The organism is Myxococcota bacterium (genome assembly GCA_041389495.1).
In the GTDB taxonomy this organism is placed as follows: domain Bacteria; phylum Myxococcota_A; class UBA9160; order UBA9160; family UBA4427; genus JAWKRT01.
In genome coordinates this window covers 1,107,241-1,128,157 of sequence record JAWKRT010000001.1, presented here as the reverse complement: position 1 = coordinate 1,128,157, position 20,917 = coordinate 1,107,241, and the positions used below count along the sequence as shown (strand labels likewise).

Genomic DNA, 20,917 nt, shown 5'->3' with positions numbered 1-20,917 from the left:
AGACGGAGCGCGCGGGAAGCGGACGCGGGCGCCTAGCGTCCCTCGAAGCGCGGCGGGCGCTTCGCGAGGAAGGCGCGCACGCCCTCGGCGTAGTCGGCGCTCGCGAAGCAGCGCGCGATCGCAGCGTCGACGGCCGCGAGGTCGCGCTCGGCGGGCGGTCGGGCGATCTCGACGAATGCGGTCTTCGCAGCGCGCAGCGTGAGCGGTGCGTTGCGCGCGATCGCCTCGGCGGTCTCGCGCACGCGCGTCTCGAGCTCGGCCTTCGGGAGCACCGCGTTCACGAGGCCGATGCGCAGCGCCTCCCGGGCGTCGTAGCGGCGCGCCGTGAAGAAGAGCTCGCGCGCCGCCGCGGTGCCGACCGTGCGCACGAGCGTCTCGAGCCCGCTCGTCGCATAGCCGAGGCCGAGCCGGCCGGCGGGAATCGCGAAGCGCGCGTCGTCGGCCGCGTACCGCACGTCGGCGGTGAGCGCGAGCGCGCAGCCGCCGCCGATGCAGAAGCCGTGCACCATCGCGAGCACGGGCTTGCGGATGCGCGACAGCGCCTCGAAGGCGGCGCCGTTCTGGCGGTCGTACTCCGCGGCGCGCGCGCCGGTGCGGCGCTCGTCGAACTCCGAGATGTCCGCGCCCGACACGAACGCGTCCTCGCCCGCGCCGCGCATGACGACGACGCGCACGCCGTCGTCCGCGTCGAGCTCGCGGGCGAGCGCGGGGATCGCGCGCCACATCCCGGCGGTGATCGCGTTGCGCCGCGCGACGTGGTCGAAGACCAGCCACGCGAGCTCGCCCTCCCGCTCGATGACGACGCGTCCGGACATGGGCGCGCCAACGTAGCGCGCGATGCGCGCTCCGCCGTGGACGGCGCGCGATGCCCACCCCTATGCTCCCGCGCCATGCCCCGCCCGAAGCCCCGTGTCCGCGATGCGCGCGCGCTCGCGCCCTGCGCCGTCGCCCTCGTGCTGGTGCTCGCCCAGGCCGCCGCGGCGTCGGCCGCCGACCCGCCCGTCGCGCCGACGACCGACGACGTGCCGGCGGAGGCCGTGCTCGCCGACCTGCCGATGCTCGCGACGCCGGGCTCGCCGCGCATCCACTTCGACCTCGCCGCGCCCGGCGACCGCCCGCTGCCCGTGCTGCTCGACACCGGGCTCGTCGCGACGATCGCGCCCGACGCCGTGCTCGCGAAGGTCGGCGCGAAGCCGCTCCCCGACCCCGGCCGCGCCTTCGAGCGGCCGACGGCGCTCGGCCGGCCGCTCGCGATCTTCCGACTGTTCCAGCGCGACCGCGCGCTCGAGCGCTCCCAATGGGTGCGCTTCGGCGGGATGTTCCTGCGCGATGCGATCCTCGAGCTCGACTTCCAGCGTCGCCGCGTGCGCTTCCTCGACCCCGCGAAGTTCGCGATCCCCGAACGCGACGGCGGGCCCGGGCGCGCCGTGCTCCCGATCTTCGACCTCGCGGCGCGGCCGCGCGTCGAGATCCAGGTGAACGGCCACCCGGTCTGGGTCGCGATCGACACCACGGTGACGGTGCCGCTGTGGCTCGGTACGCGCGACACCGCGAAGGCGGCGGTCGATCCGCGCGCGCTCCCCGTGATCGCGGGCGGCGAGGGCCGCGGCTCGCGCCTGCGCTTCTACCCGACGGACACCGTGAAGCTCGGGCCGTTCGACCTCGGCCTCGTTCCCGCGATCGTCGGCGGCGCGGGACAGGTGGACGAGCACGGCGCGAGCGGCCCCGCACTCGGGCTCGACGTGCTGTCGCAGTTCAAGGTGCGGCTCGACCTGAGCGGGCACCGCCTGTGGCTCGAGCGCGTGCGCACCGAGCCCGTGGGGCTCGGCGGCCTCCCGTTCGCGCACACGCAGGCGGCGGGAGCGCTGCTCGGCCCGGTCGACGACACGTGGCGCGTGCTCGGCGTGTGGGCCGACTCGCCGGCCGCGCGCTCGGGCTTCGAGGTCGGCGACGTGATCGACCCGGGCGTCGTCGGCATGACCGACGCGGCGCGCATCCTCGACGCGATCCGCACGCGCCAGCCGATCGAGGTCCGGCGCACGACCGACGCGGGCGAAGAGCTCGTGCGCGTTCCCGCGACGCCGCCCGCCGACGACTAGCGTCCGCGCTCGCGCGGACGGCGCGACGCCTCCCCGCGCGCTAGCCCTCCGCGCGCTAGCCCTCCGCGCTCGCGAGCGCGTCGAGCAGGGCGCTCGCCTTGTCGAGGCTCTCCGCGTACTCGCCCTCGGCGCTCGAGTCCGCGACCACGCCTCCGCCGACGTGCAGGTGCGCGCGCCCGTCGCGGAGGAGGATCGTGCGGATCACGACGCTCGTGTCGATGCCGCCGCGGGCGTCGAAGTAGCCGAGCGCACCGGCGTAGAAGGTGCGGCGCACGGGCTCGACGCGGTCGATCCAGCGCATCGCGGCGATCTTCGGCGCGCCGGTCATCGAGCCCGGCGGGAAGCTCGCGCGCACGAGGTCGATCGCGTCGCAGCCGTCGCGCAGCTCGCCCTCCACCGTCGACACCATCTGCCAGACGCTCGCGTAGCCCTCGATCGCCATCAGCGACGGAACGCGCACGCTCCCGGTGCGGCACGCGCGCCCGAGATCGTTGCGGACGAGGTCGACGATCATGAGGTTCTCGGCGCGGTCCTTCGCGGAGTGCGCGAGCGCGTGGGCGAGGCCGGCGTCGGCGCGCGCCGCGTCGCCGCGCGGCCGCGTTCCCTTGATGGGCCGGCTCTGCACGCGGCCGTGCGCGTCGACGCGCAGGAACCGCTCGGGCGAGCTCGAGAGCACGGCGACCTCCGGCAGCTCGATGCAGGCGGCGAACGGCGCCGGGTTGCGCCGGCGCAGCGCGCGGTAGAGCTGGAAGGGGTCGCCGTCGAACGGGACGTCGATGCGCTGTGTGAGGTTCGCCTGGTAGACGTTGCCGGCGTCGATCTGCTCGAGCAGCAGCTCGACCGCCTTCGCATAGCTCGCGGGCTCGGTGCGCAGGACGGCGCGCTCGGGCACGGCCGTGCGGCCGCGCGACCGCGCGCGCTCCTCCGACATCTGCGCCTCGTAGCGCAGGCCGCGCACGCGCGCGGCGAGCGCCTCGGTCGCGCGCTCCGCCGCGCGCCGCGCGGTCTCGCGCGACGGCCCGACCCCGAGCCCGACGGCGAACGCGCGCTGGCTCTCGTGGTCGAAGACGACGACGCGGTCGACGCGCAGGGCGACGAGGTCGTCGAGCCCGAGCTCGTCGCGCGCGGCGAGCGCGACGGGCTCGGTGAACGAGCCGAGCTCGTAGCCGAGGCACGCGACGGCGCCGCCGACGAACGGGACGTGCTCGACGAGCGCAGGCACCTCGACCGGAGGCGGCGGGAGGATCGCGCGGAGCGCGTCGAGCGGATCGGCCACGCGCGTCGCGCGCGAAGGCGACGCGGCGCCGCCCGCGCGGGGCCGCTCGATGCGCGCGACGCCGTCGCGCACGCGCAGCACGAGCTCGGGCGACGCGCCGACGAACGAGAAGCGGCCGACGTCGGCGCGCGCGAGCGCGCTCTCGAGCAGCCAGGGGAAGGGATCGCCGCGGAAGCGCTCGTACGCGGCGCACGGGCTGCACGGCTCGTCGAGCTCGCGCGCCGCGACGACGGCGACGTTCGTCGCGCCGATGGGCGCGCCGAAGCGAGCGGGGAGTGCGGAGAGGGGGGGAGTCATCGGGCTCGTTCTCGCGTCGCACGCGCGGGCGCTGTGCGCGCGCGCGACGGTAGCACCGCGCGCGCGAGGGCGACGCGGTACTCTCGCGCGCGTGAAACGCATCTGCTTCTTCCACGCGGGCTGTCCGGACGGCTTCGGCGCGGCCTGGGCCGTGCGGCGCTTCTGGGGCGACGACGCCGAGTACCGCCCGCGCTCGCACGACGACGCGTTCACGCGCGCCGATCTCGACGCCGTCGACGGCGCGCGGATCGCCTTCGTCGACATCGCGCCGCGCCCGCGCGACGTGCTCGCGCTCGCCGAGGTGGCCGCCGAGCTCGTCGTCCTCGACCACCACGTGAGCTCGCGCGACCGCTTCGAGGCCGACCTCTCGCTGCGCAACGCCGTCGAGGCCCACGGGCACACGATCCTCTTCGATCTCGACCACTCGGGCGCCGCGCTCGCGTGGATGCACTTCGCGGACGGCGAGCCCCTGCCCGAGCTGCTCGGCTACGTCGAGGACCAGGACCTCTGGGCGTGGAAGCTCCCGCGCTCCGAGGAGGTGAACGCGGCGATCGACTCCTACCCGCTGCGTTTCGACGTCTGGGACGAGCTCGCGCGCCGCGACCCGTTCGAGCTCGCGCGCGAGGGCGAGCCCCTCGTGCGCGCGAAGCGCACGGAGGTCGCGCGCGCCGTGCGCGCGACGACGACGCTCGTGATCGAGGGACGGCGCGTCGAGGCCGTGAACGCGAGCGTCCACCGCAGCGCGATCGGGCACGAGCTCGCGAAGCGCGCGGCCTTCGGCGAGCCGTGGGGCTGCGTCTACCGCGTGAACGGCGACCGCGTCACGGCGACGCTGTACTCGATCGGCGACGTCGACGTCGCACGCGTCGCGGCCGCGCTCGGCGGCGGCGGCCACCGCAACGCCGCCGGGTTCACGACGACGCTGACGGCGTGGAGCGCGATGCTGCTGTAGGCGCTCGCTCCGCTCCGCCTTCGCTCTCGCGCCAGGCTTCCGGTGTCAGCGTGCGCATCGCGAGCGCGTGGATCGCGCCGCCCATCTCGTCCGCCAGCGCCTCGTAGACGAGCTGCTGCGCGCGCACGCGCGTGAGGCCGGCGAATCGCCCGGACACGATCGTCGCGCGGAAGTGGCCGCCGCCCGACGCGGCGCCGGCGTGGCCCGCGTGCAGGTGGCTCTCGTCGAGCACCTCGACGTGCGTCGCCGCGAGGCGCTCGCGCAGCTTCGCCTCGATGCGCGCGCGCCGCTCCTCACCGGCGACGCCCATCGCGCGCGTCAGTCCTTCGGGAGGCCGAGCAGGCGCTCGGCGATGATGTTGCGCTGGATGTTGGGCGTGCCGCCGCCGATCACGACCTCGGGCCACGAGAGCGCCATCGTCTGCCAGCGCCCGCGCTCGGGCGCCGCCGCGCCGGCGAGCGCGCCCGCGCCGCCCTCGATCTCGAGCGCGAGCTCGCCGAGCTCGACTTCGAGGCTCGCGCGGTGGAGCTTGTTGATCGACGTCTCGGCGCCGAGCGGCTCGCCGCGCAGCTGCTTCGTGAGCGCGCGCATGCCGTTCAGGCGCATCGCCTCGATGCGCACCTCCGCGCGCACGAGGCGGCGGCGGATCGCCGCGTCCTCGATCGCCGGGCGGCCGTTGCGCAGGCACTCGCGCGCGAGGCCGCGCAGCCGCTCGAGGTCGTGCATCAGGCCGTGGAACTCGGCGATGCCCGAGCGCTCGTTCGCGAGCGCGGTCACCGTCACCTGCCAGCCCTGGCCCTCGTCGCCGAGCCGGTTCGCGACGGGCACGCGGACGCCGTCGAAGAAGACCTCCGCGAACATCTCGCCGCCGGCCATGTTCCGGATCGGACGCACCTCGATGCCGGGCGTGTCCATCTCGACGAGCAGGCACGTGATGCCCTCGTGCTTGTGCGCCGCCGGGTCGGTGCGGACGAGCAGGATCATCCACTTCGCCCACATCGCGATGGACGTCCAGATCTTCTGGCCGTCGACGACGTACTCGTCGCCGTCGCGCACGCACCGGCACTGCAGCGAAGCGAGGTCGCTGCCCGAGCCGGGCTCGGAGTAGCCCGTGCACCACTGGTACCGGCTGTCGAGGATGTCGGGGACGAAGCGCGCCTTCTGCTCGGGCGTGCCGTAGGCGATGATCGACGGCCCGACCCACGCGAGGCCCATGAAGCACGAGCCGAGCGACGGCGCGCGGCGCTTCGCCATCTCGTCCTTCAGGATCACCTGCTGCATCAGCGAGCCGCCGCCGCCGCCGACCTCCTTCGGCCACGAGAAGCCGACCCAGCCCTTCGCGCGCACCTTCGCGTCCCACTCCTGCTTGAACGCCGGCCCGCGCTCGCTCGCGGGCGGAAGGTTCGCGTCGAGGAACGCGCACACCTCCTGGCGGAAGGCCTCGTCCTCGGGGCTCAGATCGAAGTCCATGGGGTCTCCTGCGGCGGAGCGCGCGTCGACGCGCGAGCGGGGACGCGCGCTCGCCGCTCAGGCGCCGGGCGCGAGCGAGCGGGCGGCGAGGCGCTCGTAGTGGTGGTCGGCGTCGCCGAACGCCGGGCGCGCCCACTTCGAGCGCTTGAGATAGAGCTGGATGTCGTACTCCCACGTGAAGCCGACGGCGCCGTGGAGCTGCACGCCGTCGATGCCGATGCGCGGGAAGGCCTCGCTCGCGTAGGCCTTCGCGCGCGAGACGGCGGCGGACGCGTCGTCGGTGCCGCGATCGAGCGCCCACGCCGCGTAGTAGACGAGCGACTTGATCGACTCGGTGTCGACGTGCGCGTCGGCGAGCGGGTGCTTCACGGCCTGGAAGCGGCCGATCGGCGAGCCGAACTGCACGCGCTCGCGCGCGAAGCGCGTCGTGATCGCGACCGCCCCCTCGGCGGCGCCGACGATCTCGGCGCTCGTGAGCAGCGCGCCGACGTCGAGCAGCTCCTGGAAGAGCGCGCCGCCCTCGCCCTCCGCGCCGAGGCGCGCGTCGGCCTCGATGCGCACGCCGTCGAGCACGAGGCGCCCGATGCGCTTCGTCGCGTCGATCGTCGGGAGGTCCTCGACCGCGAGGCCGCGCGTGCCTCGCTCGACGACCGCGAGCGAGAGCGCGTCGGGTGCGGCGCCGCTTCGGTAGACGACGACGAACAGGTCGGCGGTGGCCGTGTCCGCGACGAGCTCCTTCGCGCCGGAGAGCACCGTCGCTTCGCCGTCGCGCGCGCCCGCGAGTGCGACGCCGTCGGGCGCGTGGCGGTCGCCCGCCTCGAGGTACGCGAGCGTCCCGATCGTCGTGCCGGCGGCGAGGCCCGGGAGCCAGCGCGCCTTCTGGGCCTCGCTGCCCGCGCGCGCGATCGCGCGCGCGGCGACGACGGTCGAGACGATCGGCGACGGGAAGAGCGTCCGCCCCGTCTCCTCGAGGAGCACGATCAAGGTCAGGAGATCGAGACCCATGCCGCCGTGGGCCTCGGGCATCGTGAGGCCGACCCAGCCGAGCTCGGCCATGCGACCCCAGAGCGCGGGATCGAGCGCGCGCGGCGTCTCGGCGAGCGTGCGGACGTGCTCGAGCGGGGCGTTCTGGTCGAGGAACTTGCGCACCTCGGCGCGGAGCAGCTCCTGCTCGTCGCTGAACCCGAAATCCATGGAGGCCTCGGCCCGGTGGTGTCGTGGCGGGCGGCCGAGCAGCATAGGCGAAACGGCCCGGGCTGGGGAGCGCGAGGCGACGCTAGGCGCGCAGCGCCGCGCGCGACGATGCGGCGGGCTCGCCCACCCCTGGCCGAGCCCGCCGGTCGCGCGCCCCGCAGGAGCGGGAGCGCATTCCAGGCCTCTCTCTCGCGCGCGCTGCGCGCGCCCTGCTCGTTCGCCGCGCGCTACGCGCGCTCGATGGGGATCGTCCGCACCGCGGGACGCGGCTCCTCGAGCTTGGGGATCACGATCGTGAGGACGCCGTTCTTCGCGCTCGCGCGCACGTTCGACTCGTCGATCGGGACGCCGAAGCGCAGCCTGCGCTCGAAGCGGCCCCAGGACGTCTCGACGCGCCGGTAGCGCGCGCCGTCGGTCTCGGGCGCCTCGAAGTGGCTCTTCTTCTCGCCGCGCAGCGTCAGGACGCCGTCCTCGACCTCGACCGCGACGTCCTCCTCGGCGACGCCGGGGAGCTCGGCCGTCACGCGGAACGCGCCCTCTTCCTCGACGGCGTCGATCCGCGGCACGAACGCGCTCGCAGCCACGTCGCTCGCCGGCGGGAAGGCGCGCTCGAGGAGCGGGCCGAAGCCGGTGAACGGGTCGCGCAGGATCAGGTTTCCGAGTGCCATGTCGTCTTCCTCCGCTCGCTGTGCCGCGCTCGTGCGCGGCGTGCGGCGGGCCGCGCCCGCCGGAGTCGGGAGGCTCCTCCCGACGGGCGCGATCTCTGGACACGGCGTCGGGCGCCGTCAACCGCCGGCGCCGACAAAAAATCGCGGCGCGCCCGGGCGGCTAGCCGCGCTCGGGCGTGAACTCGATCGGCACGGCGCCGAAGCCGCGCGTGAAGACGCTCGGCACGTAGGCCGGCGCGGCGCCTTGGGCGAGCTCGAAATCGGGGATGCGCCGCAGCAGCTCCTCGAACATCACGCGGATCTCGAGCCGCGCGACGCTCGCCCCGAGGCAGAAGTGCGTCCCGAACCCGAAGGCGAGGTGCTGGTTCGGGCGGCGCTCGACGTCGAAGACGTCCGGGTCGGAGAAGTGGCGCGGGTCGCGGTTCGCGGCGCCGTAGAGGAGCAGGAGCTCGGCGCCCGCTTCGAGCGACTGGCCGTGCAGCTCGTGCGCCTCGGCGACCGTGCGCCGCATGTTGTTGACGGGGGTGACGAAGCGGATGAACTCCTCGACGGCGACCGCCATGCCGGACGGATCCGCGACGAGCTTCGCGCGCTGCTCGGGATGGCGCGCGAGGTTCACGACGGTCGCGCCGATGACGGCGCGCGTCGTCTCGGCGCCGCCGTTCAGCACGAGCAGCGCCTCGGAGACGATGTCGGCGTCGGTCATGCGCTTGCCGCCCACCTCGGCGTGCGCCCACGCGGAGATCAGGTCGTCGCGCGGATCGGCGCGGCGCTTCGGCACGAGCTCGAGCACCGCGGCCGTGAACTCCTCGAGTGCCTGCTGCGCGCCCTCGACGCCGAAGAAGTCCATCTCGCCCGTCTCGGGGTCGTGCTGGCCGCCGGCGAGCATCGTCACCTCGGCCCAGCGCTTCGAGCTCGACCAGTTCGCGTCGGGGAAGCCGAGCCAGTCGTTGATCACCATCGCCGGCAGCGGCGCCGCGAGGTCGGCGACGACCTCGGCGCGGCCCTCGCGCGCGACGCGATCGATCAGGCCCGTCACCCGCTTGCGCACCGCGCCCTCGTGGCGCCGCACCGCGCGCGGCGTGAAGCGGCTCGACACGACGCGCCGCATGTCGTTGTGCTGCGGATCGTCGCGGTTGATCATCGAGTAGTCGCCCGGGATGCGCGGGCGCGAGCCCTGGGCCGAGCTGTAGCGCGCGGGGTCCTTCTCGATCGCGATCACGTCCTCGAAGCGCGAGACGCCGAAGACGCGGCCCTTCTCGTCCCAGTGGACGGGGGAGTGGTCGCGCAGCCATGCGTAGGCCGGGAACGGATCGCCGCCGTAGAAGGCGGGGGACAGGAGACGGATCGTCGAGGGATCGAACGGCATCGCCGCATTGTACGATGGCGCGCCGCGCCGCGGGGGCGCGCGAGCGACGGAGGAGCCCAGGCATGAGCGACGCACCGAGCCTCTACCCGGGAGCGTGGGCGGCGCGCACGCCCGACAAGCCCGCGATCGTGATGGCCGAGACGGGCGCGACGCTCACGTACGGCGAGCTCGACGACGCGGCGAATCGCCTCTCGAGCCTGCTCGCCGACGCCGGCCTCGCGCCCGGCGACCACGCGGCGCTCTGCATGGAGAACCGCCTCGAGTACCTCGCCGTCGTCTGGGGCATGCACTACGCGGGCCTCGACTACACGGCCATCAGCTCGCGGCTCACCGCGGAAGAGCTCGCATACATCCTCGAGGACAGCGGCAGCCGCGCGTTCGTCGCGAGCCCGTACAAGGCGGACGCCGTCGCGCGCGCCGGCGACGCGGTCGCGCGCATGGCGCTGCGCCTGTCGGTCGGCGGCGGGCTGCCCGGCTTCGAACGCTACGAGGCCGCGATCGCGGCGGCGCCCGCATCGCCGCTGCCCGAACGCGTCGAAGGGCAACCCATGCTCTACTCGTCGGGCACGACGGGGCGGCCCAAGGGCGTGAAGCTCCGCGCCGGCGGCAAGCCGCTCGGCACGGGCGAGGCGCTCACCGCGCTCATCGCGGGCCTGTTCGGCGCGAACGCCGACTCCGTCTACCTCTCGCCCGCTCCGCTCTACCACTCCGCCCCGCTGCGCTACTGCACGCAGTTCCTGCGGCTCGGCGCGACCGTCGTCGTGATGGAGCGCTTCGACGCCGAGGGCGCGCTCGCCGCGATCGAGCGCTTCCGCGTCACGCACAGCCAGTGGGTGCCGACGATGTTCGTCCGCATGCTGAAGCTGCCCGAGGAGACGCGCGCGCGGTACGACGTCTCGAGCCTGCGCTTCGCCGTGCACGCGTCCGCGCCCTGCCCCGTCGCCGTGAAGCGCCAGATGATGGAGTGGTGGGGGCCCGTGATCCACGAGTACTACGCCGGCACGGAGGGCAACGGCTTCGTCTACTGCTCGCCGTCGGACTGGCTCGCGCACGAGGGCAGCGTCGGCAAGGCGCTCACCGCGCCCGTGCACATCGTCGACGACGACGGCCACGAGGTGCCGGTCGGCGAGGAGGGAACCGTGTACTTCGAAGGGCCCGCCGACGGCCGCGGCTTCGAGTACCACAACGACCCGGAGAAGACGGCGTCGAGCTTCCTGCCCAACGGCTGGAGCACGCTCGGCGACGTCGGCCGCCTCGACGCCGACGGCTTCCTGTACCTCACCGACCGCAAGGCCAACATGATCATCAGCGGCGGCGTGAACATCTACCCGCAGGAGACGGAGAACGTGCTCACGCTGCACCCCAAGGTGCACGACGTCGCCGTCTTCGGCGTCCCGAACGAGGACTTCGGCGAGGAGGTGAAGGCCGTCGTCCAGCCCATCGACATGCGCGACGCCGGGCCCGCGCTCGAGCGCGAGCTCATCGCCTACTGTCGCGAGCACCTCGCCGACGTGAAGTGCCCGCGCAGCGTCGACTTCCGCGACGAGCTCCCGCGCCACCCGACCGGCAAGCTCTACAAGCGCCTGCTCAAGGACGAGTACTGGAAGGGCCACGCGACGCGGATCCTGTGACGGAGTCCGCTCGCAACGCGAGCCTGAGCAAGGAAGAGGTCGCGTCGCACATCGATCGGGTCGAGGCCGACATCATGCGCCTGTCGCCTTTCGCACGCCTTCTCGACCAGGAAGCGGGCGAGTTCACGCTAGGCGACGTGAAGAAATGGGGATACCACGCGCGCTTCGAGCTGCCTTCGTTCCGCGGGGTCGACGAGCCGATCGAATCGCACCTGTATCTCTTCCCGGTCGGCCAGTGGTTCGTGAAGTTCCGCGTCTCGTTCCCGGCGCGCGATGCGGAGCTCGCACGCCCGGAGCTCGGCCCGCTGCTCGCGACGTCGTGGTGGCGTCACTGACTCGCGGCCGCGCTGACGCTCAGACGACCCCGCGCTCGCGCAGGCCGCGGAGCGCTTCCGCATCGAGGCCGAGCTCGGCGTAGACGTCGTCGCCGTCGCAGCCGAGCTCCGGCGCGAGCGCGCGCGCTCGCGGCGCGGCATCGGTGAAGCGCAGCGGGCTCGCGGTGAACAGGATCTCGCCGAGCGTCGGGTGCGGGTGGCGCTCGATCATGCCGCGCGCGACGAGCTGCGGGTCGCGCACGAGCTCCTCGGGGCGCTCGACGCGCGCGACGGGCACGTCGGCGCCGTCCGGCCCGAGCGCCTGCAGCACCTCGTCGACCGTGCGCTCCGCCACCCACGCGCGGAAGACCGCGTGCAGCTCCTCGCGGTGGCGTGCGCGCGCGTCGTGGCGGCGGAAGCGCTCGTCGCTCGCGAGCTCGGGGCGGCCGATGCCCGCGCACAGCGCGCGGAACAGGCGGTTGCTCGCGGTCGCGATCACGATCCAGCCGTCGCGCGCCTCGAACGCGCCGTACGGCGTCGCGAACGGGTGGTCGTTGCCGAGGCGCTCGGTCGCGGCGCCGATGCCGGCGGCGAGCGTCGGCATCGAGTCGGTGAGCGCGAAGATCGCGTCCTGGTTCGAGAGGTCGAGCACGCGCGCGCGTCCGGTGCGCTCGCGGTCGACGAGCGCCGCCGCGATGCCGAGCGCGAGGAAGAGCGCGCCGACGTAGTCGCCGAGCGCGCCGCCGCCGCGCGTCGGCGGCCCGTCCGGCCAGCCCGTCATCGCCATGAGCCCGCCCGTCGCCTGCGCGACGACGTCGTAGGACGCGCGGCCGGCGTACGGCCCCGTCTGCCCGAAGCCCGAGAGCGAGGCGACGATGCAGCGCGGGCTGCGCGCCTGGATCGCGGCGGGGCCGAGGCCGCGGCGCTCCATCCAGCCGGCGCGGAAGTTCTCGACCACGACGTCCGCGCGCTCGGCGAGCCGCAGGAAGAGCTCGCGCCCCTCCTCCGTCCGCACGTCGAGCGTGATGGAGCGCTTGCCGCGGTTCGTGTTCTGGAACGAGAGCGACGTCTCGCCGGGCGGCGCGGGGCCGGCGCGGTAGTCGTCGCCCGTGCGCGGGTGCTCGACCTTCACGACGTCGGCGCCGAGGTCGGCGAGCAGCGCCGTCGCGTACGGCCCCGCGACGACGCGCGTCAGGTCGAGGACGCGGATGCCGTCGAGCAGGCGCGCGGCTACAGCCGCACCACCGCGAGCACGGCCGCCACCGAGCCCGCCGTCGCGACGAGGTAGGCGAGCGAGCCGATCAGCCCGTCCTGCTCCGCGTGCCCGCGATCGATGAAGAAGTGGCGCACGTGGTGGGCGCCCTTCCAGAGCGGGAGCGCGAGGATGCCGACGAGCACGATGCGTCCGACGGGATGCGACGCCATCGCGTGCGCGTGCTCCCAGCCGAGCGGCGCGACCACGCCGAGCGGCGCGAGGATGCCGACGACCAGCAGCCAGCCCGTCAGCAGCATCGACCCGATCATGATGCCCTGGCCGAACAGGAACCAGATCAGCGGCTCGAGCTTGAGGAGCGGGTGATTCGAGTGGCTCATCAGAAGACCTTTCCCGCCAGGACGGCCGAGAGCACGACCGTGATTCCGATCCACGCCGCGTAGAGCCCGGCGTGCAGCACCGCGCGCGGCGGCGGCTTCGCCGGCCCGATCCGCGCGGGCTGCGCCTTCGGGAACAGCGCGAAGAAGCGAACGAGCACGTAGACGACCGACACGAGGCAGACGACGTGCAGCGCGATCATCGCGGGGTGCGCGAGCAGCGCCTGCATGTCGGCCCACGCCTGCGGCCCCGAGCCGAGCGCCCACACCACCTCGATCGCGACGGCGCTCGCGACGAGGTAGACCCAGCCCGTCATGCCGAAGCGCGCGTAGGCCTTCATGCGCGGGCTCGTCGGCCACGAGGACGGCGTCATCGGCGGCGCCGTCCGCGTCTTGCCCGGCCGCTTCGGCGACATCGCGCCCGCGTGCGACGGATTCGTCGACGGCATCACTTCGCCCCCCCGCGCGGCACGACGAAGCCCGTCGCCCAGTCGATCACGGCGTTGAACTTGGCCTGGTTGACGGCGGCCGCCGGGTCGACGCCCTTCGGGCACACCTCGCTGCACTCGTTCGCGTACGAGCACGAGAACACGGTGCCCGGCCCGCGGAACACCTCGTTGCGCTCGTGCTGCCCGCCGTCGCGCGTGTCCATGTTGTAGCGGTGGCCGAGCGCGATGGCGGCCGGCCCGAGGAAGTCGGGCTCGTTCGCGACCACCGGGCACGCCGCATAACACAGCATGCAGTTGATGCACATGCTGAACTGCTTGAACGCCATGAGCTCCTCGGTGCTCTGGCGGTACGTGCCTTCCTTCATCGTGGACGCGGCCTTCATGGCGGCCTCGTCCTTCGCCGCGACGATCCACGGCTTCACGGCCTTGAACTTGTCCATGAAGCCTTCGAGCTCGACGACGAGATCCTTCACGATGGGGAAGTTCGCGAGCGGCTCGATCTCGACGGTGTCGCCGTAGTGGTCGAGCGACGTCTTGCACGTGAGCTTGGGCTCGCCGTTCACCATCATCCCGCAGCTGCCGCACACGGCCATGCGACACGACCAGCGGTGCGAGATCGACGGGTCGACCTCGTCCTTGATGAAGTTGATGGCGTCGAGGACCTTCCAGTCCGACTGGCAGGGGATCTCGTACTCCTGCGTCTTCGGCACCTGGTCGACGTCCGGGTCGAAGCGCGTGATGACGAACTTCCGCTTCCGTGTCTGCGCACCGTCGGCCATCAGTACTTCCGCTCCTCGGGCTCCCACTTGCCCAGCGTGACGGCCTTCCTGTCGAGGCGCGGCCCGGCCGGATCGAAGTAGCAGAGCGTGTGGTAGAGGTAGTTCACGTCGTCGCGCGTCGGGAAGTCGCTGCACGTGTGCGCGCCGCGCGACTCCTTGCGGTGCGCGGCCGAGACGGCCACCGCCTCGGCGACGTCGACCATGTTGACGAGCTCGAGCGCCGCGATCAGCTCGGTGTTGAACACGCGCGACGTGTCCTCGAGCTTGAGGTCGGAGACGCGACCGCGCAGCTGCGCGACGGCGCGCACCGTGGCCTGCATCGACTCCTGGTTGCGGTAGACGCCGCAGCCCTCCTCCATCGCCTTGTTGAGCTCGCGGCGCACCTGCGAGATGCGCTCGCCGCCCTTCTGCCGGCCGCGCAGGTTGGCGATGCGGTTCGCCTCCTCGTCGCCCTGCGCGCGCAGGCTCGCCTCGTTCGCCGCCGGCGCGCCGCGCAGGTAGCGGACGGCCTCGACGCCGGCGCGCGCGCCGAACACGAGGCACTCCGTCAGCGAGTTCGACCCGAGCCGGTTCGCGCCGTTGAGCGAGCCGCACGCCGCCTCGCCCGCCGCGTACAGACCCGGCATCGACGTGCCCGCCGTGATGTCGGTGTCGATGCCGCCCATCATGTAGTGGACGACGGGGCGGATCGGGATCGGCTGCTTCACCGGGTCGACGCCGACGTACGTGCGCGAGAGCTCGAGCACGAACGGCAGGCGCGTCGACAGCTTCTCCTCGCCGAGGTGCGTGAGGTCGAGGTTCACGTACTGGCCGTACGGGCCGTCGAGGCCGCGCCCGGCCTGGATCTCCTGCACGATCGCGCGCGAGATCATGTCGCGCGGGCCGAGCTCGGCCTTGGTGCCGACGCCGTAGTCGTACTCGACGAGGAAGCGCTCGCCCTTGCTGTTCTTGAGGTGCCCGCCCTCGCCGCGCGTGGCCTCCGTGATGAGGATGCCCGTGCCCGGCAGGCCCGTCGGGTGGTACTGGACGAACTCCATGTCCTTGAGCGCGACGCCGGCGCGATAGGCGAGCGCCATGCCGTCGCCCGTCTTGATCATGCCGTTCGTCGTGAACGGGAAGATCTTCCCGCCGCCGCCGGTCGTCACGATCACCGCGCGCCCGAGGATGACCTTCACGTCGCCCGTGCGGATGTCGAGCGCCACGACGCCCTGCGCGGCGCCGTTCTCGACCAGGAGCTTCGTGACGAAGTGCTCGTCGTAGCGGACGACCGAGTCGTACTTCATCGAGGTCTGGAACAGCGTGTGCAGCATGTGGAAGCCGATCTTGTCGGCCGCATACCACGTGCGCTTCGTCGTCATGCCGCCGAAGGCGCGCGTGGCGACGGTTCCGTCCTCGTTGCGGCTGAACGGGCAGCCCCACCGCTCGAGCTGCGAGAGCTCCTTCGGCGCCTGCTCGACGAAATACTGGATGACGTCCTGATCACCGAGGAAGTCCGACCCCTTCACGGTGTCGTAGCCGTGCATCTCGAGGCTGTCGTCGTCGCGGGCCACCGCCGCGCTGCCGCCCTCGGCCGAGACCGTGTGGCTGCGCATCGGATAGACCTTGGAGACGACGGCGCACGAGAGGCTCGGGTCGGCCTCTGCAACGGCAATGGCGGCGCGAAGTCCCGCGCCGCCACCGCCGACGATGATCACGTCGTGCCGAAACACCTCGACCACGGCGTTCTCGCACCTCCTGGGGATTCGGGAAAGCTACCGGGGGATTCGCGGCGGACAGGTTATAACGCTTCCGCGTGCGCGATCCCAGATCCGGACGGCGCGGAACGTACTCCGCGCGCACCCGGACGCCGCTCCGCGCGGCGCAACGATGCGTTGCGCGCCCCGGGCATCGGCCCGGTCGCCAACCGGTGTTCGCCCGACCCGTGCGCGGCGCCGCGTCGCGCCGCTACGGCGCGAGCGGATCGCACGGCGCCGCGAGCCCGCCGGGCAGCTCGAGCGGCTCGGCCGCGTCGCACGCGCCGTTGCAGAAGTTCTCGATCCGCCCGTTCGGCTCGAGGAAGGCGAGCACCTGCTCGAGCGAGGCGGGGATCGTGAAGCGCGTGCCGTGCGGGTCGCAGCGGTTGTCGTCGACGGGCGCCGGGCGGTTCACGACCGGCGGGACGAACACCTCGGTCGGCGTGCCGAGCGCGTACGCGCCGGTGTCGTAGAGCACGTGGCCCGAGAGCGCGGGCCCGCCCACGCGGTCGGGCACGAGCGGCAGCCCGCTCGCGTCGCTGCCGGCGAGGTTCTCGAGCCCGATCGTCGCGGCCGCGATCTGCGCGCCGAGCGGCGTCACCTGCTGGTCGTACTTCGCGACCGACATCAGCACGTTCTTCGGGCCCGAGCCCGGGAAGCGCGGCAGCGTCTTCCCGCTCAGGTGGTGCAGGTACCCGGCGGACTCGCCCTTCACCCACAGCTCGTGCAGCAGCCCGAGCCCGGCGAGCTGCCGCATCGGGTCGGGCTCGATCACCTCGAGCACGGTCTGGAACGCCTTGAACGGCTTCGCGCGCTGGAGCAGCAGCGAGAAGTTCGCGCCCGGCACGTCGACGATCGAGCGCTCGATGTCCGGATACAGCGACGTGAACATGAGGCCCATGATCCCGCCGAGGCTCGCGCCGAGATAGTTGACCTCGCCGGCCGCGAGCAGCCCCTGCCCGGCCGGCACCGCGCCACCGGCCGGCGCCTGGAAGGCCGGGTGCGCGTTCAGCGCGCCGTTCTCGAGCAGCCGCGCGAGGACGATCGTCGCCGTCTGGCCCTGGCGCAGACGGTCGGGCAGCGCCTCGAAGCGATCGAAGTCGACGAAGATCTGCCCGATGAAGCTGCGCGAGAACGCGATCAGCGCGGCGAGATCGGACGGCGAGAGGTTCGAGAAGTCGATGCCGGACGGGATCGGCGCGATGTCGAGGCTCGACAGCCCGCTCCAGTGCGTGCCCGCCGCCGCGATGTCGAAGCGCCGCCCGGGCGACACGAGCCCGCGCTGCTGGAGATCGGCGACGTAGGGCGCGAGGTCGAACACGAGCGACGACGCGTCGCTCGGCCCGTCGCCGAAGAGCCCGTGCCCGAAGACGAGCGGGCGCACCGGGCCCGTGAGGATCGCGTCGCACGGGATGGACATCCCGAAGCGCGCCTCGTAGGCGCCCGTCTGCAGCACGTTCCCCGCCGCGTCGTGCGCGAGCACGCCCACCGTGTTGCGCGCGCCGACCGGGTCGGCCGGCGGCGGCACGGGCGCGCTCGGGTCCGTCGTCAGGAAGTTCGGAACGAGGATGCGGCCGAGCACGGCGCGCCACGGAACGCCGGGCGCGCACTGCGCGGGCGGCGTGAGATCGAACGGCGTCGCCTGCGTGACGATCGCGGACGGCGGCTGCGCGTCGGCCCACGCGATCGCCGCGTCGCGCATCGCGAGCATCTCGCCCGTCAGCCCCTCGTCGCTCTGCGTGACGAAGTCGAACGCGAGCACGAGCTCGTCCGGATCGACGCCGTGGTCCTCGAGCCGGTGCAGCACGTTCTGGATCTGCGCGCGGCGCGCCTCGACGGCCGGGATCTGCGTCGGCCGCCCGTCGCGCAGCGCGGCGAACACGGGCTCGGCCTCGATCGGCTGGCCGCTCGCGTCGACCGCGTGGCGCACGCCGACGAGGTAGCGGCGCCCGGGCAGCAGGCTCGTCGCGGGGCGCAGGATGGTCGCCGTGCGGCCGGGCGTGCCGCGGTCGTCGTTCTCGACGAAGTGCGCGATGCGCTCGCCGGTCTCGGCGTCGACGATCACCGTCGGGTGGCCGGGCGCGAGCGAGCCGAGGTCGAACGTGCGCGTCGCGGGGTCGAGCACGGCGGCGCCCGAGGCCGCGGGATCGAAGCCGGCCGGGAAGTGCACGAGGATCTGCACCATCGGGCTGAAGCCGTCGTTGCGCAGATAGGGCGTCGGGTCGAGCGGCGCGCGCGCGCCCGTCGTGAAGCCGAAGATGTCGCCGACGACGAGGTCGGGCATCGCCTCGGCGGGCAGGTCGACGCGCCAGTCGGTCGGGCTCGTCGGGTCGAAGCGCAGGAAGCGGCTCGACGGGAACGGGTAGAGGCACTCCGCGTCGTTCAGCACCTCGCAGTGGTCGGGGTCGTGGAGCGCGAGGCCCTCGAAGTGCGCGGCGAGCGACGGCGCGCCCGGGTCGGGCGCGAGCGCGACGACGAGCGTGCGCGGGCCGCCGAGCGCGCCGGTGAGCTGCCCCGTCACGACGTCGCCCGTGCGCGCGAGGCCGGACGGCGCGACGGGCACGCCGTCGAGCGCGAAGCGCAGCTCGCTCGTCGCGACGTCGCCCGGCACGCGCACGCGCACGTCGACGACGTCGGCGCGCGTGAGCGCCCCATCCCTGGGCTCGAGGATCTGGAAGGCCGCGCCGCCGCACGGGCCGGAGCCGCCGAGCAGGGCGAGGGAGAGCAGGACGAGCGCGAGCGTGCGTGCAGCAGCCATGGCGGGCTCCGATCTGCGGGCCCGGACGGGCCCGGCGGGCGAGACGACGCGGCGACCCTAACACCGGTGTGCGCGCGCGAGCACACGGATCTGCGGCGCGCCGACCGGGGCCGCGGCTGGGGCCGCTCGCGCGGCTCCTGCTTGCGGGGCGGACCGCTAGCGCGGCTCCTGCCTTCGGGGCGGACCGCTAGCGCGGCTCCTGCCTTCGGGGCGGACCGCTAGCGCGGCTCCTGTTGCGAGAGGCAGTGCACGGCGCCGAGGCCGACGACGAGGTCGTTCGCCGGGATGCCGACGACGTCGCGGCCCGGCAGGCACTCGCGGAGGACCGCGAGCGCGCGCGCGTCGCTCGCGCCGCCGAAGACGGGCACGAGCGCCACGCCGTTCGCGAGCAGGAAGTTCGCGTGGCTCGCCGGCAGCCGCTCGCCGTCGAGCCGGAGCGGCGCGGGCATCGGCAGCTCGACGACGTCGATCGGCTTGTCGTCGGCGGTGCGCATCGACGCGAGGCGGCGCAGGTTCTCCGCGAGCGGCGCGTGGTTCGGGTCGGAGACATCCGGCTCGACGGTGGCGACGACGGTGTGCGGGCCGACGAAGCGCGCGATGTCGTCGACGTGCCCGTCCGTGTCGTCGCCGACGATGCCGTCGCCGAGCCAGAGCACGCGCTCGGCACCCAGGCAGTCGCCGAGCAGGGCCTCGACGCTCTCGCGCGTGCGCGGCCCGCCGCGCACCGGCCCGCGGTTCGCGTGCAGCAGGCAGGCCTCGGTCGTCAGCACGGTGCCGGCGCCGTTGCCGTCGACGGAGCCGCCCTCGAGCACGGCGTCGATCGTCGCGCACTCGACGCCCGCGGCGCGCGCGACGCGACGCGCGAGCGCGTCGTCGCGATCGAAGGGCGGATACTTGCCGCCCCATGCGTTGAAGCCGAAGTCGAGCGCGAGTCGCGCCGGGCGCCCCCCCGCCGACGCGGCGTCGCGCGCGCACAGGAAGATGGGGCCGCAGTCGCGGATCCAGCTGTCGTCGGTCGGCGCCGCGACGAACTCGATGCCGCGGTCGGCGTCGACGCCCGCGGCGCGCAGCGCGCCACGCGCGCGCTCCTCGCGCGCGGCGCCGTCGACGACGATGCGCACGCGCTCGCGTCCCGAGAGCGCCTCGACCATCGCGACATAGGCGCGCTCGACGCGCTCGAGCCGCCCTTCGCCGGGCCAGGTGGTGCGCGCGTGCGGCCACGTGAGCCACGTGGCGACGTGCTCCTCCCATTCTGCGGGCCAGCGGTATCCGCTTCGCGCGGGCCGCGCTTCGTCAGTCGTCACGGAAGCGCTTCGCGAGATCGGCGTAGACGTCGATGCGGCGGTCGCGCAGGAAGGGCCAGTCGCGGCGCGTCCGCTCGACGAGCGCGAGGTCGCACTCGACGACGAGCACGGCCTCCTCGTCGGCCGGCGCCTTCGCGATCACGCGGCCGAACGGATCGGCGACGAACGACTGCCCCCAGAAGCGGATGCCGGCGTCGCTGCCGGGCAGGCGCTCCTCGCCAGTGCGGTTCACCGCGACGACGAACACGCCGTTCGCGATCGCGTGCGAGCGCTGCATGGTCTCCCACGCCGCGTGCTGCGCCGTGTCGACCTCGCCGCCGACGTCGTGCTGCCAGCCGATCGCCGTCGGGTAGAAGAGGATCTGCGCGCCGCCGAGCGCCGCGAGCCGCGCGCCTTCCGGGTACCACTGGTCCCAGCACACGAGCGTCGCGACCGGCGCGCCCGCGAGCCGCTCGACGGGAATGCCGAGGTCGCCGGGCGCGAAGTAGAACTTCTCGTAGTAGAGCGGGTCGTCGGGGATGTGGAGCTTGCGGTAGCGCGCGCGCACCGCGCCCGTCTCGTCGAGCAGCGCGGCCGTGTTGTGGTAGAGGCCGGGCGCGCGCCGCTCGAAGAGCGACGCCACGATGGCGACGCCGTGCTCGGCGGCCGCCTTGCCGAGCGCCTCGGTGCTCGGGCCCGGGACGGGCTCGGCCCAGTCGAAGCGGTCGGGGTCCTCGTCCTGACAGGGATAGGGATTGCGGAAGAGCTCCTGCAGGCAGACGAGCTTCGCGCCGCGGCGCGCGGCGTCGGCGATGCCGTCGAGCGCCTTCGCGAGGTTCGCGTCCGCGTCGTCGACGCAGCGCATCTGGACGAGACCGACGCGGACGACCGGGGAGCGCGGGGTCGCGCGCTGCGCAGTGGGGGACGCCATGCGGCCCTCTGTAGGTCACGCCACGGGGCGGGGCAACGGCGCCGGCGCGGCGCGCGAGACGTGTGACCGGACCTGTCACGCGGCATCGCCATGCTGCCGCCCGTCGTCGCACGAGCAGGAGACT

The 20,917-nt window shown here is 73.6% G+C and carries 19 protein-coding genes; 4 read left to right on the top strand and 15 right to left on the bottom strand.

Annotated elements, in window-relative coordinates:
• Positions 1-32: 32 nt before the first annotated feature.
• Complete coding sequence (locus R3E88_05020) at positions 33-815, bottom strand: enoyl-CoA hydratase (GenBank protein MEZ4215818.1); 783 nt, start codon at positions 813-815, stop codon at positions 33-35.
• Between the two features lie 75 nt (positions 816-890).
• Here R3E88_05020 and R3E88_05015 point away from each other — a divergent pair, with 75 nt between their 5' ends.
• Positions 891-2,099: a hypothetical protein gene (locus R3E88_05015; protein MEZ4215817.1), complete on the top strand. Its 1,209-nt coding sequence runs from the start codon at positions 891-893 to the stop codon at positions 2,097-2,099.
• Between the two features lie 55 nt (positions 2,100-2,154).
• Here R3E88_05015 and pabB read toward each other — a convergent pair whose 3' ends face one another.
• Positions 2,155-3,672: an aminodeoxychorismate synthase component I gene (gene pabB, locus R3E88_05010; GenBank protein ID MEZ4215816.1), complete on the bottom strand. Its 1,518-nt coding sequence runs from the start codon at positions 3,670-3,672 to the stop codon at positions 2,155-2,157.
• Between the two features lie 91 nt (positions 3,673-3,763).
• Here pabB and R3E88_05005 point away from each other — a divergent pair, with 91 nt between their 5' ends.
• Positions 3,764-4,624: a hypothetical protein gene (locus R3E88_05005; protein ID MEZ4215815.1), complete on the top strand. Its 861-nt coding sequence runs from the start codon at positions 3,764-3,766 to the stop codon at positions 4,622-4,624.
• On the opposite strand, the gene R3E88_05000 is transcribed toward R3E88_05005, so the two are convergent.
• The 5 genes from R3E88_05000 to R3E88_04980 all read right to left on the bottom strand — a co-directional run bounded on the left by R3E88_05000 (position 4,584) and on the right by R3E88_04980 (position 9,325).
• Complete coding sequence (locus R3E88_05000) at positions 4,584-4,934, bottom strand: BolA family protein (GenBank protein ID MEZ4215814.1); 351 nt, start codon at positions 4,932-4,934, stop codon at positions 4,584-4,586. The two genes, R3E88_05005 and R3E88_05000, sit on opposite strands and share 41 nt — an antisense overlap.
• An 8-nt stretch (positions 4,935-4,942) precedes the next feature.
• Positions 4,943-6,094: an acyl-CoA dehydrogenase family protein gene (locus tag R3E88_04995; protein MEZ4215813.1), complete on the bottom strand. Its 1,152-nt coding sequence runs from the start codon at positions 6,092-6,094 to the stop codon at positions 4,943-4,945.
• 57 nt (positions 6,095-6,151) lie between these two features.
• Positions 6,152-7,288 (bottom strand): acyl-CoA dehydrogenase family protein, encoded by a 1,137-nt coding sequence (locus tag R3E88_04990; protein ID MEZ4215812.1) that lies wholly within the window; start codon positions 7,286-7,288, stop codon positions 6,152-6,154.
• A 227-nt stretch (positions 7,289-7,515) separates the two neighbouring features.
• On the bottom strand, positions 7,516-7,956 hold the full coding sequence (locus R3E88_04985; GenBank protein ID MEZ4215811.1) for an Hsp20/alpha crystallin family protein: 441 nt from the start codon (positions 7,954-7,956) through the stop codon (positions 7,516-7,518).
• 160 nt (positions 7,957-8,116) lie between these two features.
• Positions 8,117-9,325: a cytochrome P450 gene (locus R3E88_04980; protein ID MEZ4215810.1), complete on the bottom strand. Its 1,209-nt coding sequence runs from the start codon at positions 9,323-9,325 to the stop codon at positions 8,117-8,119.
• Between the two features lie 62 nt (positions 9,326-9,387).
• Here R3E88_04980 and R3E88_04975 point away from each other — a divergent pair, with 62 nt between their 5' ends.
• Positions 9,388-10,956 (top strand): acyl-CoA synthetase, encoded by a 1,569-nt coding sequence (locus R3E88_04975; protein ID MEZ4215809.1) that lies wholly within the window; start codon positions 9,388-9,390, stop codon positions 10,954-10,956.
• Positions 10,953-11,291 carry a hypothetical protein gene (locus R3E88_04970; protein MEZ4215808.1) on the top strand — a complete coding sequence of 113 codons (339 nt, stop codon included), beginning with the start codon at positions 10,953-10,955 and terminating at the stop codon, positions 11,289-11,291. Before R3E88_04975 ends, R3E88_04970 begins: the two co-directional genes overlap by 4 nt.
• A gap of 19 nt (positions 11,292-11,310) precedes the next feature.
• Here the strand turns inward: R3E88_04970 and R3E88_04965 are convergent, their stop codons facing one another.
• From R3E88_04965 to R3E88_04930, 8 genes are all read right to left on the bottom strand, one after another.
• Positions 11,311-12,480, bottom strand: coding sequence for a CoA transferase (locus R3E88_04965; protein ID MEZ4215807.1), 1,170 nt, complete (start codon positions 12,478-12,480; stop codon positions 11,311-11,313).
• Between the two features lie 20 nt (positions 12,481-12,500).
• A complete protein-coding gene (gene frdD, locus R3E88_04960) occupies positions 12,501-12,863 on the bottom strand; it encodes a fumarate reductase subunit FrdD (GenBank protein ID MEZ4215806.1) in 363 nt (120 codons plus the stop codon).
• Entirely contained in the window at positions 12,863-13,309 is a 447-nt protein-coding gene (locus tag R3E88_04955) for a hypothetical protein (protein MEZ4215805.1), read from the bottom strand. The genes frdD and R3E88_04955 overlap by 1 nt, the downstream gene beginning before the upstream one ends.
• Positions 13,309-14,088 (bottom strand): succinate dehydrogenase iron-sulfur subunit, encoded by a 780-nt coding sequence (gene sdhB / locus R3E88_04950; protein ID MEZ4215804.1) that lies wholly within the window; start codon positions 14,086-14,088, stop codon positions 13,309-13,311. The genes R3E88_04955 and sdhB overlap by 1 nt, the downstream gene beginning before the upstream one ends.
• On the bottom strand, positions 14,088-15,806 hold the full coding sequence (locus tag R3E88_04945) for an FAD-binding protein (GenBank protein ID MEZ4215803.1): 1,719 nt from the start codon (positions 15,804-15,806) through the stop codon (positions 14,088-14,090). Before R3E88_04945 ends, sdhB begins: the two co-directional genes overlap by 1 nt.
• A 226-nt stretch (positions 15,807-16,032) precedes the next feature.
• Positions 16,033-18,579, bottom strand: a complete 2,547-nt coding sequence (locus R3E88_04940; GenBank protein MEZ4215802.1) for a hypothetical protein — start codon at positions 18,577-18,579, stop codon at positions 16,033-16,035.
• Between the two features lie 218 nt (positions 18,580-18,797).
• The gene (locus R3E88_04935) at positions 18,798-19,883 is read right to left on the bottom strand and encodes an agmatine deiminase family protein (GenBank protein MEZ4215801.1); all 1,086 of its coding nucleotides are present in this window, start codon (positions 19,881-19,883) and stop codon (positions 18,798-18,800) included.
• A complete protein-coding gene (locus R3E88_04930) occupies positions 19,873-20,793 on the bottom strand; it encodes a carbon-nitrogen hydrolase (GenBank protein ID MEZ4215800.1) in 921 nt (306 codons plus the stop codon). The genes R3E88_04935 and R3E88_04930 overlap by 11 nt, the downstream gene beginning before the upstream one ends.
• Between the last annotated feature and the right edge of the window lie 124 nt (positions 20,794-20,917).